At 39.2% G+C, this 17,646-nt stretch carries 16 protein-coding genes and 2 other annotated features (1 of these 18 cut by a window edge); of the genes, 3 read left to right on the top strand and 13 right to left on the bottom strand.

All coding sequences use genetic code 11. The annotated features are described in order from the left end of the window. Positions 1-110: a binding site (T-box leader), on the bottom strand (it extends 130 nt beyond the left edge of the window). 46 nt (positions 111-156) lie between these two features. The 12 genes from minD to ezrA all read right to left on the bottom strand — a co-directional run bounded on the left by minD (position 157) and on the right by ezrA (position 14,138). Beyond that, on the bottom strand, positions 157-960 hold the full coding sequence (minD, locus tag FGL90_RS08350; protein ID WP_147657676.1) for a septum site-determining protein MinD: 804 nt from the start codon (positions 958-960) through the stop codon (positions 157-159). Positions 961-962: 2 nt separating this feature from the next. Then, positions 963-1,634 (bottom strand): septum site-determining protein MinC, encoded by a 672-nt coding sequence (locus FGL90_RS08345; protein ID WP_147657674.1) that lies wholly within the window; start codon positions 1,632-1,634, stop codon positions 963-965. Between the two features lie 25 nt (positions 1,635-1,659). Next, the gene (gene mreD / locus FGL90_RS08340; RefSeq protein ID WP_147657673.1) at positions 1,660-2,181 is read right to left on the bottom strand and encodes a rod shape-determining protein MreD; all 522 of its coding nucleotides are present in this window, start codon (positions 2,179-2,181) and stop codon (positions 1,660-1,662) included. 11 nt (positions 2,182-2,192) lie between these two features. Further along, a complete protein-coding gene (mreC, locus tag FGL90_RS08335) occupies positions 2,193-3,044 on the bottom strand; it encodes a rod shape-determining protein MreC (RefSeq protein ID WP_010620681.1) in 852 nt (283 codons plus the stop codon). Between the two features lie 68 nt (positions 3,045-3,112). Beyond that, positions 3,113-4,117 carry a rod shape-determining protein gene (locus FGL90_RS08330; protein ID WP_010620680.1) on the bottom strand — a complete coding sequence of 335 codons (1,005 nt, stop codon included), beginning with the start codon at positions 4,115-4,117 and terminating at the stop codon, positions 3,113-3,115. A 165-nt stretch (positions 4,118-4,282) separates the two neighbouring features. After that, positions 4,283-4,906, bottom strand: a complete 624-nt coding sequence (locus FGL90_RS08325; RefSeq protein ID WP_010620679.1) for a JAB domain-containing protein — start codon at positions 4,904-4,906, stop codon at positions 4,283-4,285. A 48-nt stretch (positions 4,907-4,954) separates the two neighbouring features. After that, positions 4,955-6,265 (bottom strand): bifunctional folylpolyglutamate synthase/dihydrofolate synthase, encoded by a 1,311-nt coding sequence (locus FGL90_RS08320; RefSeq protein WP_010620678.1) that lies wholly within the window; start codon positions 6,263-6,265, stop codon positions 4,955-4,957. Between the two features lie 67 nt (positions 6,266-6,332). Next, positions 6,333-8,990: a valine--tRNA ligase gene (locus tag FGL90_RS08315; protein WP_010620677.1), complete on the bottom strand. Its 2,658-nt coding sequence runs from the start codon at positions 8,988-8,990 to the stop codon at positions 6,333-6,335. Between the two features lie 59 nt (positions 8,991-9,049). Further along, positions 9,050-9,259: a binding site (T-box leader), on the bottom strand. 28 nt (positions 9,260-9,287) lie between these two features. Continuing rightward, positions 9,288-9,797, bottom strand: a complete 510-nt coding sequence (gene tpx, locus FGL90_RS08310; protein ID WP_010620676.1) for a thiol peroxidase — start codon at positions 9,795-9,797, stop codon at positions 9,288-9,290. Between the two features lie 102 nt (positions 9,798-9,899). Continuing rightward, positions 9,900-11,117, bottom strand: a complete 1,218-nt coding sequence (gene thiI / locus FGL90_RS08305) for a tRNA uracil 4-sulfurtransferase ThiI (RefSeq protein WP_010620675.1) — start codon at positions 11,115-11,117, stop codon at positions 9,900-9,902. A gap of 22 nt (positions 11,118-11,139) precedes the next feature. Next, on the bottom strand, positions 11,140-12,300 hold the full coding sequence (locus FGL90_RS08300) for a cysteine desulfurase family protein (RefSeq protein ID WP_147657671.1): 1,161 nt from the start codon (positions 12,298-12,300) through the stop codon (positions 11,140-11,142). A 131-nt stretch (positions 12,301-12,431) separates the two neighbouring features. Next, positions 12,432-14,138 (bottom strand): septation ring formation regulator EzrA, encoded by a 1,707-nt coding sequence (ezrA, locus tag FGL90_RS08295; protein WP_147657669.1) that lies wholly within the window; start codon positions 14,136-14,138, stop codon positions 12,432-12,434. 177 nt (positions 14,139-14,315) lie between these two features. Here ezrA and FGL90_RS08290 point away from each other — a divergent pair, with 177 nt between their 5' ends. Together FGL90_RS08290 and rpsD are read left to right on the top strand one after the other, a co-directional pair. Next, positions 14,316-14,783, top strand: a complete 468-nt coding sequence (locus FGL90_RS08290; RefSeq protein ID WP_147657667.1) for a GAF domain-containing protein — start codon at positions 14,316-14,318, stop codon at positions 14,781-14,783. 195 nt (positions 14,784-14,978) lie between these two features. Continuing rightward, positions 14,979-15,590: a 30S ribosomal protein S4 gene (rpsD, locus tag FGL90_RS08285; RefSeq protein WP_010620671.1), complete on the top strand. Its 612-nt coding sequence runs from the start codon at positions 14,979-14,981 to the stop codon at positions 15,588-15,590. Positions 15,591-15,629: 39 nt separating this feature from the next. Here the strand turns inward: rpsD and FGL90_RS08280 are convergent, their stop codons facing one another. Then, positions 15,630-16,229, bottom strand: coding sequence for a DUF1054 family protein (locus FGL90_RS08280; RefSeq protein WP_147657665.1), 600 nt, complete (start codon positions 16,227-16,229; stop codon positions 15,630-15,632). Positions 16,230-16,343: 114 nt separating this feature from the next. On the opposite strand from FGL90_RS08280, the gene FGL90_RS08275 reads away from it, so the two are divergent. Further along, positions 16,344-17,618, top strand: a complete 1,275-nt coding sequence (locus tag FGL90_RS08275; RefSeq protein WP_147657663.1) for a replication-associated recombination protein A — start codon at positions 16,344-16,346, stop codon at positions 17,616-17,618. Positions 17,619-17,646 lie beyond the last annotated feature (28 nt).

Raw genomic sequence — 17,646 nt, 5'->3', positions numbered from 1 at the left:
AGAAAATTAGCTCGTAGATGTGCTTCACACTTGATCAGGCAAGCCTTTCACCGCCGGCTAGCTCTCTGATGACTGATTCAAATGCTACTCTTCTACTTCATTGCTTTTTAATATACAGACAAATATAGAACTTTATGGGTTCATAGTCAAGCGTGATTAATCACGCTTGAACCACAATTTCATTCGAGACCAAAAGCCGGGCTTTTGCTCCTCAATTTTCATAAGTGGAACTGAGGCGCCCTCAAGGCGACGAGCAATGTTACGATAACCTTTCGAAACTGGATTATTTTCATTCAGCACGATTGGTTCGCCATGATTAGAAGTTGCGATAACCGCATCATCATCAAAAACAATCCCAAGCAATTCAATTCCAAGATGATGAGTTAATTCATCAACGTCCATTACATCGCCTTCTTGCATCATATGTGGACGGATTCGATTAATAATCAATCTTGGTTCTTCTTCAAGTGGATGTTGTTCCAAAATACCAACAACTCTGTCAGCATCTCGAACAGCAGAAATTTCTGGTGTTGAAATGATAATAGCCGCATCTGCACCAGCGATAGCATTCAAAAAGCCTTGCTCAATGCCTGCAGGGCAATCAATCAAAACGTAATCAAAATCAGGCTTTAATTCTTCAACGATGTCACGAACTTGGTCTTCATTTAAAGCAGTTTTATCGGTCGTTTGGGCTGCTGGAAGCAAGTATAAACGATCCTCAAAGCGCTTATCCTTTACAAGTGCTTGTGGTAATTTTGCACGACCATTGGCAACGTCAACAATATCGTAAATGATGCGATTTTCTAAGCCAAGAACGACATCTAAGTTTCTTAGTCCTATATCTAAGTCCATAAGACAGACGCGTTTGCCCATGAGTGCAAGTGCAGTACCAATATTTGCAGTCGATGTTGTTTTTCCAACACCACCTTTACCAGATGTAATGACAATTGCTTTTCCCATTTTTATTGACCCCCGATTCGATTGTAAAGCTTAGGATTAATTTGTTTCAATTCTTTTAACTTACCGTACGCTAGTATGTGAAGATCATTGACGTATGCAACTACTTGATCGTTGTCGTCAATTTTCTCGTCATCAATGACATCAAACTGCTCACCAACTCTAACCTGTTGAGCATTATGTATGTTACCAAGAATTAATTTTTCTTCAGAATTAGGATATCCAGCATGTAGAATACCAGCAATATTCCCCATCGAAAAAATATTCCCAGTAGTAATTAATTTACCGCCTTCGTGAATGGTCCCTAAAAAGAGAATATCGCCATTCAGTTTAACCTCTTGACCATTTCGGATAGTTCGACTAATTAAATGAACGTTTTCACGTTCTTTTAATTGATACGCATCAGTGACGGTCATCACATTTGAGCTAATTTTATGAATTGAAAATTTAGGATAAGTAGCCGCTAAATCCTCAATTTGCTTTTTTTCACCAGATTTAAGGATTCGATCCTCAGTTAGCACGTCAAAAGAAAGCCTTGCTGCTTCTAATGAGCTAGGTTCGGCCGCAAGTTTGTCAAAAAGCCGTTTAAGCTCAGCGATTATTTCTGTGAATGAAGCCGACTGATTCAAAATTAATTGATACCCATCTTGATTACCTTTAAGTAAAACTGCCCGCATGGCGAAGGTCCCCCTCGTTCCCACTCTATCTTAGACGATTGAACAATGCTTGAATAGGAAAATATAAAATAACAAACATGGCAAGGTTATAGGCTAATGTTGGTGCCAGTGAATAGATTAAGAATTCACTACTTGTCAACGATGTTAAATGAATGATGCTGTTTGCCAAGTAGCTAAGCCCTGAAACCATCGTTATATCTATAAAATAAATCAGAAAATTAACCAAAAAAGTATTTGGTAATGCCCGACTTAATGCCCTTGTCAGTAAAATAACTAACGGAAAGATAAATATAAAAACACCAAATATCCCCGTATAGTATAAATCAAATATGACTCCAATGGCAATTGCCCACGGAACAAGTGGAATAGAAATTTGATTTTCAAAGAAATTAGCCAAAACTAACCAAAGCACAACAAGGTAACTTACCATCGTGTATGGATAGTTAAACATTTGATTTGAAAACACTTGGCTAATAGATCCATCTAGAAAAAAGAATAGCAATAAGCCAATTGGAAAGCCATAGCGAAGCTTTGATAATCGTAGCATTTTGCTTCCTCCTAGTTTGTTGATACCGCCACAGTTACGACGCTCAAATTACTAAGATCTCCAGCCGGCTTAATCACAACTTTTGAGGCTAGTCCGTAATCGTCATTTCCAGCTGAAATAACTTTACCTACATACAGGCCTTTCGGCGTTACACCACCAAGACCACTTGTAATAACTTTGTCACCCTTTTCTAGCTTTTTCTTTGAGGTGACATTACCCATTACAATTCGATTTGTTGCCTTATCATATTCATTAATAACACCATTAACCGTTTGTCCGCTCTTGTTAGTGACTTGAATGGCAAATCGGTTTGAAGAATCGTTACTATCTGAAATAAGTTCAACTTTACTATTAGTTTTATTGACCTCAGAAATTCGACCAACTAACCCGGCACCGGACAAAACAGGCATGTTTTTCTTTATGCCAGATGCTTGTCCTTTGTTAATAATAACTTGATTCTGCCAAGATGAAGGTGTTCGACTAATGACCGCAGCAGTTACCGCAGAATAGTCAGTTAATGAACTATTTAATTTAAGTTCCTTTTTTAGCTGTTTGTTTTCTTTCGATAACGTTTCGTCTCGAACTTGGGTTTGAGTTAATGTTTCAACTTGCCCCTTCAACTTTTGGTTTTCTTGGTACGTATTAAGTAACCCTGAAATTGCTTCAGATGTACCTTGCAGTCCATTTACCGGCAATGCGACAATCCGATCTGTAAATCCAACAATATCATTACCGAATTGTTGGATTAGAGGTGGAGTCGATCGTTTGTTACGAATGACGACTGATAGATTCATTAATGCAATACACACAATAATGCACACAATAATAATTACTAACCGCCGATTTGAGAAAAATCTACGCATTATAGTCCTCCATGCCACCCGTTTTTATCTAAATAAAAGAAGCGGGAAGCTTTCTTCCCGCAACCCTTTTATCGCTTCTTCATAACGTCGATGCTCTTTAAAGATTCACCAGTTCCAATTGCGACACAATCCAAAGGTTCGTTTGCAATAAAAACAGGTACTTTAGTAGCATCTGCAATAATATCTGGAAGATTCTTTAACAAAGCACCACCACCAGTTAAAACAATACCATGATCAATAACATCAGCAGCAATTTCTGGAGAAGTTTCTTCGAGCGTTTCTTTAATTGCAGAAATAATTTCTTCAACTGATTCGTGAATAGCAGTCGCAATATCAACAGCCGAAACTTCGATGGTCTTCGGAAGGCCTGAAATTAAATCACGTCCTCTAATTGAAGCACCTTCAATTTCTTCAGCTGCTTCTTTTGAAGCAGAACCAATATCCCACTTTAATTGTTCAGCAGTTCTTTCACCAATCAATAAATTGAAGTGTTGACGAATATACGCAATGATTGCATCATCAAATTTATCGCCAGCCATTCTAATTGAGCGACTTGAAACAATGCCACCCAATGAAATCGTGGCAACGTCGGTCGTGCCACCACCAATATCAACTACCATACTACCGGTAGGATCCATAACAGGTAAACCTGAACCAATTGCAGCTGCAAATGGTTCTTCGATAACGTAAGCATCCCTTGCACCGGCAACTCGAGTTGCATCAATAACTGCACGTTTTTCAACTTCAGTAACGCCACTAGGTACACAAACCATTACGTATGGCTTACCATTTGAACGTCCAAGCGTCTTTTGAATAAAATACTTCATCATTGCGACCGTTGTGTCATAGTCAGCGATAACGCCATCTTTCATAGGGCGAATTGCCACAATACTTGCTGGAGTACGCCCAATCATGTCGCGCGCATCTCCACCAACGGAAACAATATCTCCCGTTTTAGTGTTTTTAGCAACCACTGATGGTTCTCGTAGAACAATGCCCTTGCCTTCTACGTAGACAATTGTATTAGCAGTACCGAGATCGATACCGATATTTTTCGTTCCAAATCCGAACACTGTGTTCCATCCCTTCATAAACAGCAATCATTTTATTTAACCAATTTCAATATTGATATTATACCATATCTAGTCTTTATTAAACACGCCGCTATTGAAAGAATAGCTGAATCACTTGTGATCTGCAAGGAATTATCTGAATTTAAAATATTCTTATTAAAACTGTTATGATTCTGTCAAAATTCCCTCTTCACGTAGACTCAAATAACCAGTCGCACTCACAATCAGGCTGTCTAGCAAATCAATCCCCATCATTTTGCCACTATCACATAATCTTTTTGAAAATATCAGATCATTTTTAGAAGGTGTCAATTGCCCACTTGGATGATTATGGACCATCAAGATTTTATTTGCGCTGAACCTAACTGCCAACTGAAAAATTTCTCGAGGATGTGCAACACAACTATTTAAATCACCCTTGAAAATTACTTCATCAGATATGACCTCATTTTTTGTATTTAAACACATAATCCGCAATTGTTCTTGCGTGAGCTGGCCCATTTCATCTGATAACCAATTACCAACTTGCTGACTACTGGAAATAACGCCGCTATAACTAATAGGCTCAGCTTGAATAGCACGACCAAAATTAATTAACTTCACAAGTCGAATTCGATAATCAATTCCATCGCAATAATCAACATACTGGTCCTCAGTCGCTGCTTTTAACTTATACATGTCCGTAAAATGAAAGAAAAATATTGCGACTTCCTCTTTCAATAAGTTTCCAGGTGCTCCTAACCAATGTAGCGCCCTTTTTATTTCCATTGCTTCTTGAGTTCGTTCCATTATACAAAAAACCCCTTTCCATAATGTAAATACGAAAAAGGGTTTCATTTAACCGATTAAATTTTGACGAACTTCAGAAATGAAATACAAAGACCCAGTAATCAGAATCACATCGTCTGCCGAAATTGAATGCATTGCAATTGTTAATGCCAACTGCCAATTATCAGCAATCTGAACCCGATCATGCTTAGATAATTGATTAAAAATCGTCTTTGGATCGGCTGGTTTCCGCTTGCCTGGTCCGTTAAACGTGGTCAAAATTAAATGGATGTGGGCATCTGAAAGTAATTCAGTCACCATTTTTTCAAATTCTTTGTCTGCTAAAATTGCCAAAATTACATAAAGCTCTTGCTGCTTGTACCTGTTTTTTAAAAAATTAGTTACAGCAACCATCGCCGGTGGATTATGAGCACCATCTAAAATAATTTGTGGACTCTGATTGATTAATTCAAATCTACCTGGCCACTCAGTCTTCTGTAACCCATCACGAATAACCTTATCAGATTTAATCCCTTTGAGCTGTTCCTGAAATAAAATAAAAGCAGTCAGCGCAGTTGCTGCATTCTCCACCTGATAATCACCCATTAAATCAATTCGAAGCTTTTTCAATTGCGCCGCCTTAAATTGATAATCAAAAATTTCACCCCAACCAGTCGGTGATTCTATTTTCACGAAAAAATCAGTAGCATAATGAAATAAAGGTGCTGATTTACTAGTTGCTTCACGCTCAATTGTTGTAAGTGCATCCATCGGAACGTTTCCAACAACCACGGGCACACCATCTTTAATAATCCCGGCCTTTTGACCGGCAATTTCAGGAAGTGTGTTACCAAGCAATTTCATGTGATCAAACCCAATTGTCGTAATAACCGAAACTAACGGGGTCAGAACATTTGTCGAATCAAATTTTCCACCAATTCCGACTTCAACAACCGCCACATCAACTTTAATCTTTGCAAAATAGACAAACATCATTGCGGTAATTATTTCAAATTCCGTGGGACCGCCAGATTCTAAAGTTTCATCCAGTTCTTTAATAATTGGCTGAACTTCATTGACCAAATCAACCAGGTCTTCGTCGCTAATTGGCTGATTGTTAACACTTATTCGTTCATTAAATCGCATCAAAAATGGTGAAGTAAAAGTTCCGACTTTTTGCCCCGTTTCCATTAGTAAGCTTCTCAAAAAAGCCACGGTAGACCCTTTTCCATTGGTTCCTGCAACGTGAATAATTTTTAGTCCTTGTTCCGGATTGTTTAACTTTTTCATAAAAATCTTCATTCGCGAAAGAGTTGGAATTTTCTTAAATTGTGTTCGTCCGTGAATGAATGCTAACGCCTCTTCATAAGATTTTACCAATTTGAAAAATCCTCCTAAAAAAGCGGACTGAGCTTTAAGCCACAGTCCGCCCCTATTTTTAATGTTTTTAATTCTTTAGGTCCGCTAACCGATCTTTCGTTGCTTGTAGCTTCGCTTCGTTATCAGTTTGCTTTTGACGCTCTGCCTCAACCACACTATCCGGAGCATTTGAAACGAATCGCTCGTTTGCTAATTTTCCTTTGGCTCTTTTTACCTCAGATTCAAACTTAGCGATTTCTTTTTCTAATCGTTTAGCCTCATCATCAAGGTCCACGAGTTCTTCGAGTGGTACGTATATTTCTGCATTCAAAATAATACCGGTCATCGAAAGCTTAGGTGCCTCCACGTTTGCGCCAATTTCAAGCTGCTTTGGATGTGCAAAACGTTCAATATAATCTTGATTTTCGGTCAAAATTCGTTCAACGTTTTTATCACTCGTCTTGATCAGTAAATCAATTGGCGTTGCCATTGGGGCATTAGCTTCTGCCCGAATATTACGAACCGCTTTAATCAATTCAATCAATGATGCCATATCATCACTTGCCTGAGCATTCTTAAATTCAGTATGCGTCACTGGATATTCCGCCGTTACTAACGACTTACCTTCATGTGGCATAGACAACCAAATTTTCTCAGTAACAAACGGCATAATTGGGTGTAACAACTTTAAGGTTTGGTCAAGAACATAAGCTAGAACATTTTGGGTATTTGCTTTGGCTTTTTCATCATTACCATTCAAAATTTCTTTACTCATTTCAATGTACCAATCACAGAAGTCGTTCCAGATGAAATCATAAAGGGCTCTTCCTGCTTCACCAAAGTTAAATTTATCAAACTTATCAGTAACCTGTTCAACTGTTTCATTTAACTGGTTCAGAATCCATTTGTCTGCTAAATTCCATTCTGATTGATTGGGAAGTGAAGGCTTCTTCACGTCACCCAAATTCATAATGACAAATCGACTAGCATTCCAAATTTTATTAATAAAGTTCCATGCAGAATCCATTTTTGTGTAGCTAAAACGCACATCTTGACCAGGAGTAGAGCCATTTGAAAGGAACCAACGAAGTGCATCAGCACCGTATTTATCAATCACGTCCATTGGATCAATTCCATTACCTAATGACTTACTCATCTTACGGCCTTGCTCATCTCTGATTAGCCCATGTAAAAGGACATGCTTAAATGGCCGCTTCTCGGTGAACTCCAAACTTTGGAAAATCATTCGAGAAACCCAGAAAAAGATGATATCATAACCAGTCACCAATGTATCCGTTGGGAAATACCGTTTATAGTCTTCAGCATCTGTATTTGGCCAGCCCATCGTTGAAAACGGCCATAACGCGCTAGAGAACCAAGTGTCAAGAACATCCTTGTCCTGGTCCCAATTCTCAATATCTTTAGGAGCCGTTTCACCAACATAGGCTTCACCGGTCTTTTTATTATACCAAGCTGGAATTTGGTGACCCCACCATAATTGACGAGAAATAACCCAGTCATGAACGCCTTCCATCCACTGTGTAAAGGTTCCTTCAAAGCGATCCGGCACAAAATCAACTCGTTGATCAGTCGATTGGTTCTTGATAGCAGCTTCTGCAAGTGGCTTCATCTTAACGAACCATTGCGTTGAAAGTCGTGCTTCAACTTGAACGCCGGTTCTTTCTGAATGGCCAACTGAATGCACAATTGGAACGACCTTAATCATCAAATCTTGATCTTCAAGATCTTTTACCATTGCCTTACGAGCTTCAAAGCGATCCATTCCAGCGTATTTACCAGCCTTTTCATTCATGCTGGCATCCTCATTCATCGTGTTAATTCGTTCAAGGTTATGACGGTTCCCAACCTTAAAGTCATTAGGATCATGAGCTGGCGTTATTTTTACCATTCCTGTTCCAAACTCAGGGTCAACGTATTGATCAGCAATGATTGGTATCTTTCGGTTAGCAAGTGGTAAAATGACTTCTTTTCCAACCAATTCTTTATAACGATCATCACTAGGATTAACCGCAACCGCTGTATCACCCATCATCGTTTCAGGACGAGTCGTTGCAATTTCAATGTAGTTTTTACCATTAAAAGTTGTGTCATCTACGAATGGATACTTAACATGATAAAAAGCACCCTTATCATCCTTATGAATAACTTCAATATCAGATAACGCGGTTCTTGCTTGTGGATCCCAATTAATAATATATTCGCCACGATAAATTAGACCTTTATTGTAAAGCGAAACGAATACCTTCTTAACGGCATCTGATAAGCCATCATCTAATGTAAAGCGTTCACGAGAATAATCGAGAGAAAGGCCTAATTTTGCCCATTGTTTATGAATGGTACCGGCATATTCATCCTTCCATTCCCAAACTTTTTCAATGAACTTTTCCCGACCGAGATCATACCGACTAATTCCCTGTTCACGTAATTTTGCTTCAACCTTTGCCTGAGTGGCAATACCAGCGTGATCCATTCCTGGCAACCATAAAGTATCAAAGCCTTGCATTCGTTTTTGTCGAATAATCATATCTTGCAATGTTGTATCCCATGCGTGTCCCAAATGAAGTTTTCCAGTTACATTCGGCGGTGGAATAACAATGGAATACGGATGAGCTTTCTTATTACCACTTGGTTTGAAAACATCTTCATCAAGCCATTCTTGGTATCTGCCGGTTTCAACTGCGGCAGGGTCGTACTTGGTCGACATATCAATTTCTTTTTCTGACATCAAAATCACTCCCTATTTTTTCGCTATCTAAGAAAAAAAGCACCCCGCCTATGTCATAAACATAGGACGAAGTGCTCGCGGTACCACCTAAATTGGGCTTTTAACCCCTCTTAAATAACATGTTTTAACGGCCGTTACTCCGAATTTACCTACTAGGTTCAGTAAATTTGCTCACAAGTTACCTTCAACTAAGTAAGGGACAAAGGTTTCAGCATTCCTTCGCTCTCTAAACCGCTTAATTAGTTTACTCTCTTGTTCAAAGCATTATTTATAAGTTCCATACTAGCTATTTTTGACCTATTCGTCAACTCTCGGCGTTAATTTTTCGAGTGCATCGAGAGCTTTCAAATAGTCAGGTTCATGATGGATTTCAGAAACGATTTCACGATAAGTAATAGTACCCTCACCATCCACCACAAAAATTGATCGCGCTAAATTTCCGTTTACGGAAATATAGAGCCCCATTGCATAACCAAACGACAATTCCTCATCAGAAAGAACCTGCATGTTTTCAACACCTTCAACGGCACACCATGCCTCTTGCTCCTTGATTGTGTTGTTAGAAATTGTAACAAATTTAGCATCAGGATAATGGTCGGCTTGCTGATTGAATTTACGAGTTTGAATACTACATACCCGAGTATTAATATCCGGCACAACGCTAATGACCATTGGCTTTCCAATTAGTGAAGCCATCTTAATTTTCTCGTCGGTATCACTAAAGACCTTAAACTTCGGTAACTTATCGGAAACTTCGGGCGGGTTGCCACTTAATTCAACAGGTGAACCATCGTCATTTACTCTCACGTAAATCCACTCCTTCTTTATAGCTAACCCTAAGATACCGCGTAACTGAGTGTCTTTCAAGCACCTTTTCTTAAAGATTCCAAACTTTTTGTGTGAATGCCTTTATAGAAGTTCTGCAAAAACATCCGATTGTTGATTTAGGAACTTTTCATTTGGTTTTACATCCACAATTTTAATACCTTCAACTGCTTCTTTAACCAAACCATCAACATCAATTAGTTTTTCAAAGTTTCGTGATTTATCCAAGGCCGGACGGGTTTTAGGTGCAGGAGGTGTGAAAATGGTACAACAATCCTCAAACGGTAGAATTGATAAATCATAAGTGCCAATTTTTTCGGCGATTCTAATGATTTCTTCCTTATCCATTGAAACTAAAGGTCTCAAAACAGGGAGTGTGGTCACATCGTTAATCGCCATCATACTCTCCAAGGTTTGAGATGCAACTTGTCCCAAAGCCTCACCTGTAAAAATTCCCTTTGTATGACGAGATTCTGCAATTGCAGCAGTAATTCTAAGCATCATACGACGCTGAATGGTCATCAAATAACCTTCTGGTACCTTTTCTTTAATTTCTTCTTGAATTTTCCTAAATGGAACCTGAATAAATTGGATATTGCCACCAAAAGTTGCAATCTTTCCAGTTAATTCCTCGGCCTTTGCAAGAGCTTGCTCACTCGTATAGGGCGGGCTGAAAAAATGGACCATATCTAGCTTAACTCCGCGTTTCATTGCTAGATATGAGGCAACTGGTGAATCAATACCGCCAGATAACATCATGACGGCACGACCACCGGTTCCAACTGGTAAGCCACCAGCTCCAGGGATAATTTCACTCGTTAGGTAAACGCCATTTAATCGAATTTCCACTCTTAAAGTTATGTCAGGCTTCTTCATTTTAACTTCGATACCTGGAACATGTTCTAAAACATATCCCCCCAGCATATCGTTTAGCTGATTTGTATCAAACTCAAAATCATGATCCTGACGGCGCGTATTTATCTTAAATGTTGTTCCAGTTTTAAACTGTTCTTTCACCATTGCTGCTGCAGTCTCTTTAATCGTCTCAATATCTTTAGCCACCTTAACCGAGGGCGAAAGATTTTCAATTCCAAAGACACCACTTAAACGTTCGATTACGGCACTTGATGATTCTCCATTTAAGGTAACATGGAGTCGATCATGTTGCGCTTTTATCTCCAAATTAGGAAATTCTTGCAAACTTTGTCGGACATTTTTACCTAGTTGACGAATAAAATCTTTTCTATTTTTTCCTTTGGTGGATAGTTCACCATACCGCACCATGATTTCAGAATATTTCATTGCTTACTCCCTTCCCTAAAGACTAGTCTGTCGTTTCATTACTAAGTTTCTTAAATTGATCATATAATTCATCGAATACTCGATTAAATTCATCAGCTTCTTCAAGCGTATTATGTTCATCAAGTGACACCCGAATGGCACTCGTTGAAATTCCCTCCGGAACGTTCATTGCGGCCAGTGTGCTAGATACCATGTGTTTCTTTGAAGAACAAGCACTGGTCGTTGAAATATAAATTTGATGCTCCTCAAACGCATGCACAATCGTTTCACCACGAACCCCTCTGATTGCAAAGCAAAGAATGTGCGGCGCAAATTCTTCATTGTCTTCAGAGAATAATGTTACGAGTGGAGACTCTTTGACATGATTCAAAATTCGTTCTTTAACAGCCCGCTGTCGTTGAACTTTATCCTGCTCATTTGTCAGTAAAAGTCTAAGTGCTTTGGACATTGCTGCAATTGCTGGCAGGTTTTCAGTTCCGCTTCTTAGGTTTCGTTCCTGACCACCACCCGTTAATAGCGGTGCAATTCGTCTTCCTCTTCGCGCGTAAATGAATCCAATACCACGAGGTGCATGGAATTTATGGCCAGAGAACGAAATGAAGTCAACACGATCATTAAAAATTAAATCTGAAATCCCTTTGCCAATTCCCTGTACAGCATCAATGTGATAATGGACCTTTGGATAATCCTTAAGAACATCCGCAACCTCTATAAGCGGCTGAATCGTACCAATCTCATTGTTCACAGCCATAACTGAAACTAGAATTGTTGTTGGCCGTAAAGCTGCTTTCAGATCATCTATTGATATCCGACCATGCTCATCAACTGGTAGATAAGTAACTTCAAATCCCAGTTGTTTCAACTGTTCCATTGAATTGTGAATGGCGGGATGTTCAACTGCAGTCGTAATCAAATGATTACCAAATTCACGTTTTTCGATTGCAGTTCCCTTTAGAACCCAGTTGTCGCCTTCAGTTCCACCACTCGTAAATAGAATCTCACTCAATGAAACACCAAGTAAATCAGCAATTTGCTGACGAGATTGCTCTAGTAGGCCAAATGCCTGCTCGCCAAACTTGTGCAAACTAGAAGGATTGCCCCAAATTTGTTTGCTAACCGCGTCATATGTAGAAACGACTTCTGGGTCAGCCTGCGTTGTTGCACTGTTATCAAAATATATCATCTTATATAAATTCCTCTTTATTTAGATTGGTTCGACTCCAATCGAAATCCTAACAATTATAACAGATATGTCACTTCATTCAAGGGTTCCGATTTCAAACAAAAAACGCCTAGCATTAGTTGCTCGACGTCTTATTTGGTTTGTATCGACTTATAGTAACTATCTTCTAGTCGTTTGTATGACCCAGGTTCTACTTTATCTAATGCCGTCGCAATCGTTTCAAGGCTTTCGGTATACTTGTACTCTCTATCAAAAAGAGCTTTTGCCTTTTGGCTTGCGGTTTCAATTTCTGGTTTAGATAATCGGAATCTATTAGCATATTGGATTAACTGTTCTGCCAGTTTGGCGCTGTCTCGCAAATCAGTTGATTTCTCTTTTAAGGTATCTAAATCCGACTGAATCATGATTAATTGCTTCGTGATTTCTTCCATATTTATTTGAACTTGACCAATAGCATCCGCCAACTTATCAACTTCATCACTGACAACAAAGAAATAATCTAAGTAATCTTTCGGCAGCCCTGGTAAATTCAAATTCTCAATATTTCGCTTTAAACTATGCATTTCGAAATCAAAGCGTTGAAGTGTTTCTCTCGCTTTCTTTTCTTCGTCACTCAAAGCAGAAACGCTATCATTTATTTCAGTCTGTTGCTTTTCAATTTGAGTTAATTCTACTTTTTGTTTTTCTTGTCTCTTTAGAATTTCAGAATAAACAGCTGATTTTTCCGTTAAACTTTGAATATCTAGTTGATAGCCATCGTTAATCTGCTTCAATTGCTCTGTTAATCCCCTTGCGGTCGCAACTTCATCATGATCTAACGTATAGTTTTGATTAAGTCGTTCAAGTTCTCTTAATAACACCCGATTTTGGTTTTGAGCATGTGCAATGAACCTTGAAAGCACGTCCAAGTTTTCTTCAACAGGACCTCTTGCCTGATACTCAGTCTCCATTGCGGCGTACAAGCGATCAATTTGTTTTTCAATTCTCGCATTTGCAGCACTAGCATCTTCAATTTTTAAACCTTCAAGTGCTTGTTTACTTGTTTCAATTTGTTTGCCAAGCCCAGCGATTTCCTGCTCAAAGTCCATTTTAGGAAAATTGAAGTGTTGCTTCATCATTTGCTTACTACCAGTTTTGATTTCAGTAAGCTGAGCAGGAAATTCTGTTGCAATATCTTTATACAAATCAGGTATTGCAGAAAGAAGTTCTTCTAGCCGTCCCGTCTCCGTTCTTAAGCTTTCGAGAATACTCTCAGCGTGTTCATGATCCCCTTCACTCGTAAACTTAGAGAAGTCATCAAAGTCCGCTTCTAATCCACTAAGCATATCTTCAAGCTTATCAATGCTCGGACCATATGAAAAATTCTTAGCAAGTAACGTTTTACGAATTTCCTGATACTTGCTTTCCAAATCAGACACTGCTTGACGGTGTTGACGATCAATTTCTTGGAGGTCTGCCAATCCAGTTTTCACAGAATTGAATTCTTGTTCCATTACGGTGACTAACTCTGCTAATTTATTGCGCGTTTCCCTAGCAGCAAAAATCTGGAAGTTTTTCGTTTGCGCTTCTCCAGCTTCTAGTTGTTCAGAAAATTGTTTTTCACGATTTGAATCAATATCTTCAAAGCTTTTTTGCAAATCATTAAAATCCTGTAACGACTTCCCAGTTAGACTAAGCCGATTCGCTTTTTTGATATCTGCACTCAATGACTCTTTATCTAATTTCTCTTTTCGATCACGTAACTCTTTAAGTTGCTGATTCACGTGATGTTGATATGCCAAAACGCCAATGTAGATGACGATGGCCAAAACAATGATTCCCACAAGAACCCTTATCATTTGGACCCCATCCTTTATTACAGCATAATAAAATTATGTACTATTGTTGCTTTTTTTGAATTTTCACACTAAAATCTAAGCTAATCTAAATTATATCATAGATAAGCGCTTACCTTCATCTGAATTTGGCATTATTACTGATATTAATTAAATTGATGACTATCGGAGGACTCAAAATTGACTGAAACTGATTTTTCAATTGTAAACGAACAGATTGATGCCTTACTCACGGGAGAAACTAATCCCGTTGCAAATCTTTCAAATGCATCCGCGCTCTTATTTGATACCATTACCGACATTAACTGGGCTGGCTTCTATCTATATAATGAAGAAACCGAAGCTTTGGACCTTGGACCTTTTCAAGGAAAAGTTGCTTGCATGCACATTAATAACGGCAGCGGAGTTTGTGGAACTGCTTTTAAAACCAACACCGTTACCCGGGTTAAAAACGTTCATGAGTTCCCTGGACACATTGCCTGTGATTCCGACAGCAATGCTGAACTCGTTGTCCCCCTTGAAGTATCCGGAAAGTTAATTGGTGTCATGGATATTGATTCAAAATCGCTCAATCGATTTTCTGACGATGATCAAGCAGGACTGACTAAATTTGCGTCAGTCCTAGCATCACACCTTGACATTGCCTAGTTATTCGCGTTATACTGCCCTTTGTGTAAAATAATGCAGCGGTGAGCGGTAAGCTCGTCAACAGATCACTGCCCAATAGGCGGTTCAATAAGTAACCTGCGGCTGCATACGGCGAAAGTTGCAAAGCGATCTGCACGAATACTAAGTTCACAGAGGATTATTTTACTCCAAATACAATATTGGAGGAACTACTTTATGTCACGTTATACAGGACCAAGCTGGCGTATTTCACGTCGTCTTGGCATTTCACTTTCAGGTACAGGTAAAGAATTATCACGTCGTCCATACGCCCCTGGCGATCACGGTCAAGGCCGTCGTCAAAAGCTTTCAGAATATGGAACTCAATTACGTGAAAAGCAAAAGCTTCGTTTCATGTACGGAATGACTGAACGTCAATTCCATAATTTGTTCGTTAGAGCTGGTAAGATTCGTGAAGGTAAGCATGGTGTTAACTTCATGATCTTACTCGAACGTCGTCTTGACAACGTTGTTTACCGTTTAGGTTTAGCAACAACTCGTCGCCAAGCTCGTCAACTTGTTAACCATGGTCACATTACTGTGGATGGCAAGCGCGTTGATATTCCTTCATACGAAGTTACAGTTGGCCAAGTTGTCAGCGTTCGTGAGAAGTCAAAAGACCTACAAATTATCAAGGATGCCGTTGAAGCAGTCGTTGGTCGTCCTCAATACGTTGAGTTCGATGCAGACAAGCTTGAAGGTTCACTTTCACGTTTACCACAACGTGAAGAATTGGAAGCTGATATCGACGAATCATTAATCGTTGAATACTACAACCAATTATCATAATTGTCATAAAAAAATCACTTCAAAATTTGAAGTGATTTTTTATTTGTTTAAAATTTGATATAACGGTGCAATTCCCCTAGTCACTTGAATAATACTGTCATTCAGGGCAACTGAATCTTTAAAGATTGGATTATCTTTCAACCAAACTCGCCCTACTAAGAATTCTGCTTTTGTCGTTTGATTGTACCTCTGAAGAAGCCGCAAATAGTTATCATTTGTTAAGGGCACAATATTCTTTTTAGTATGGTCACCACATAGCTGCCAGTCTGCAGAATCAACGTGACTACTCAAACTGTCGTTGTCTTTTAAATCTGTAACAAACTTTTTTCGATCCTTCAATTCAGTCAGTCCCGCAAGCCAAAGAAATAATCGATCGTCCCAAAAGCCGAGTTCAACGTGAGGCATCATTTTATACCCCCTTTTACTCTCACTAAAGGCAACCCATGTGTTAGGCGGTGGATTCTTATGGCGACGCCGGTGCATTGCCACATGAGCGTATGTTTCCTTTTCGTTTGATAGGATTTCAATAATCCTAGGAGCGATTTCATCAAACTTAGGATCCAGTGTTTTTCTAACTGCTGCCAGTCGACCGGCTAAATCAGGAATTTCGAAAACCTCAAAATCACTTTTATTAAACATCACGTTCACTCCCTTCCTGCCGATTCATTACATGATATAATATAACTCAAATTGACTCGAAAATTCGAACAAATGCCCAGTTGTATCATTTATTTTTAGAATGGAGATGATTCCTTGCAACAACCTTTAGCATATCGTATGAGACCAACAACGATTGAAGAAGTCGTTGGACAGCAACAGTTGGTGGGCGAGGGAAAAATCATTAACAGAATGGTAAAAGCAAAAATGCTTTCATCCATGATTCTATATGGTCCCCCTGGCACTGGAAAAACAAGTATTGCTAGTGCAATCGCCGGTTCTACAAAGTACGCATTCAGAAAGCTCAACGCGGCGACGGATTCAAAAAAAGATCTTCAAATTGTTGCAGAAGAGGCTAAAATGAGTGGGACTGTCATTTTATTACTGGATGAAATTCATCGACTTGATAAGGTTAAACAAGATTTTTTGCTTCCCTTACTAGAAAGCGGGCAAGTTGTTTTAATTGGTGCCACCACCGAAAATCCGTACATTAGTATTAATCCTGCAATTAGAAGTAGGACGCAAATTTTTGAGGTTCATCCCCTTTCACCTGACGACATCAAAACTGCTGTTAACCGCGCATTGTCAGATAAAGAGCGTGGATTAGGAAATGTTAAGGTTAATCTATCAGATCCTGCACTTAGTTTCCTTTCACAATCAACGAATGGTGATTTAAGAAGCGCGTTGAATGGACTTGAGCTCGCTGTTAAATCAACTAGTGCCGATAGAGAAAATGTCATCAATATTTCCCTACCAATTATCGAAGAATGTGTTCAAAGAAAAGCCATTACACAGGACAAGGATGGCGATGCCCACTATGATGTCATTTCCGCCTTTCAAAAATCAATCCGCGGAAGCGATGTTGACGCTGCGCTTCACTACATGGGTCGTCTAATTGAGGGCGGCGATTTGCAATCAATTTCTCGTCGTTTGATGGTTATCGCCTATGAAGATATCGGGATGGCTAATTTGACAGCTTGCTCACGAACCGTTGAGGCTATCGAGGCAGCTAATAAGCTTGGGTTCCCAGAAGCTCGAATCCCCTTAGCCGATACCGTCATTGAATTATGCCTATCTCCTAAATCTAACTCTGGAATGACTGCCATTGATGCTGCACTTTCAGATATTCGAAGTGGATTAAGCGGCGAAATTCCAAATCATTTAAAGGATGCGCATTATTCTGGTGCCAAGAAACTAGGACACGGAACCACCTATAAGTACCCTCATGATTTTCCTAATGACTGGATTAAACAGCAATACCTCCCAGATAAATTAGCTGGCACTCAGTACTACAAACCCAAGCAAACCAGCAGATTTGAGAGAGCTTACGGTGAACGTTACCAAGCTTTACGAGCTGCTCAAACTAAGTAACCTATTTCTTGTTTTGCTTAATAATATA

It is taken from the genome of Secundilactobacillus malefermentans, assembly GCF_008033155.1.
Lineage (GTDB): Bacteria > Bacillota > Bacilli > Lactobacillales > Lactobacillaceae > Secundilactobacillus > Secundilactobacillus malefermentans.
The sequence above is the reverse complement of the archived record's forward strand: the minus strand, read 5'-3'. Positions and strand labels throughout refer to the sequence as shown.

Excerpts from the sequence above, each read along its gene's own strand:
- minD (WP_147657676.1), bottom strand. The coding sequence starts at position 960 with ATGGGAAAAGCAATTGTCATTACATCTGGTAAAGGTGGTGTTGGAAAA.
- FGL90_RS08325 (WP_010620679.1), bottom strand. The coding sequence starts at position 4,906 with ATGGAACGAACTCAAGAAGCAATGGAAATAAAAAGGGCGCTACATTGG.
- FGL90_RS08300 (WP_147657671.1), bottom strand. The coding sequence starts at position 12,300 with ATGATATATTTTGATAACAGTGCAACAACGCAGGCTGACCCAGAAGTC.
- mreC (WP_010620681.1), bottom strand. The coding sequence starts at position 3,044 with ATGCGTAGATTTTTCTCAAATCGGCGGTTAGTAATTATTATTGTGTGC.
- FGL90_RS08345 (WP_147657674.1), bottom strand. The coding sequence starts at position 1,634 with ATGCGGGCAGTTTTACTTAAAGGTAATCAAGATGGGTATCAATTAATT.
- ezrA (WP_147657669.1), bottom strand. The coding sequence starts at position 14,138 with ATGATAAGGGTTCTTGTGGGAATCATTGTTTTGGCCATCGTCATCTAC.
- thiI (WP_010620675.1), bottom strand. The coding sequence starts at position 11,117 with ATGAAATATTCTGAAATCATGGTGCGGTATGGTGAACTATCCACCAAA.
- mreD (WP_147657673.1), bottom strand. The coding sequence starts at position 2,181 with ATGCTACGATTATCAAAGCTTCGCTATGGCTTTCCAATTGGCTTATTG.
- rpsD (WP_010620671.1), top strand. The coding sequence starts at position 14,979 with ATGTCACGTTATACAGGACCAAGCTGGCGTATTTCACGTCGTCTTGGC.
- FGL90_RS08315 (WP_010620677.1), bottom strand. The coding sequence starts at position 8,990 with ATGTCAGAAAAAGAAATTGATATGTCGACCAAGTACGACCCTGCCGCA.
- FGL90_RS08280 (WP_147657665.1), bottom strand. The coding sequence starts at position 16,229 with ATGTTTAATAAAAGTGATTTTGAGGTTTTCGAAATTCCTGATTTAGCC.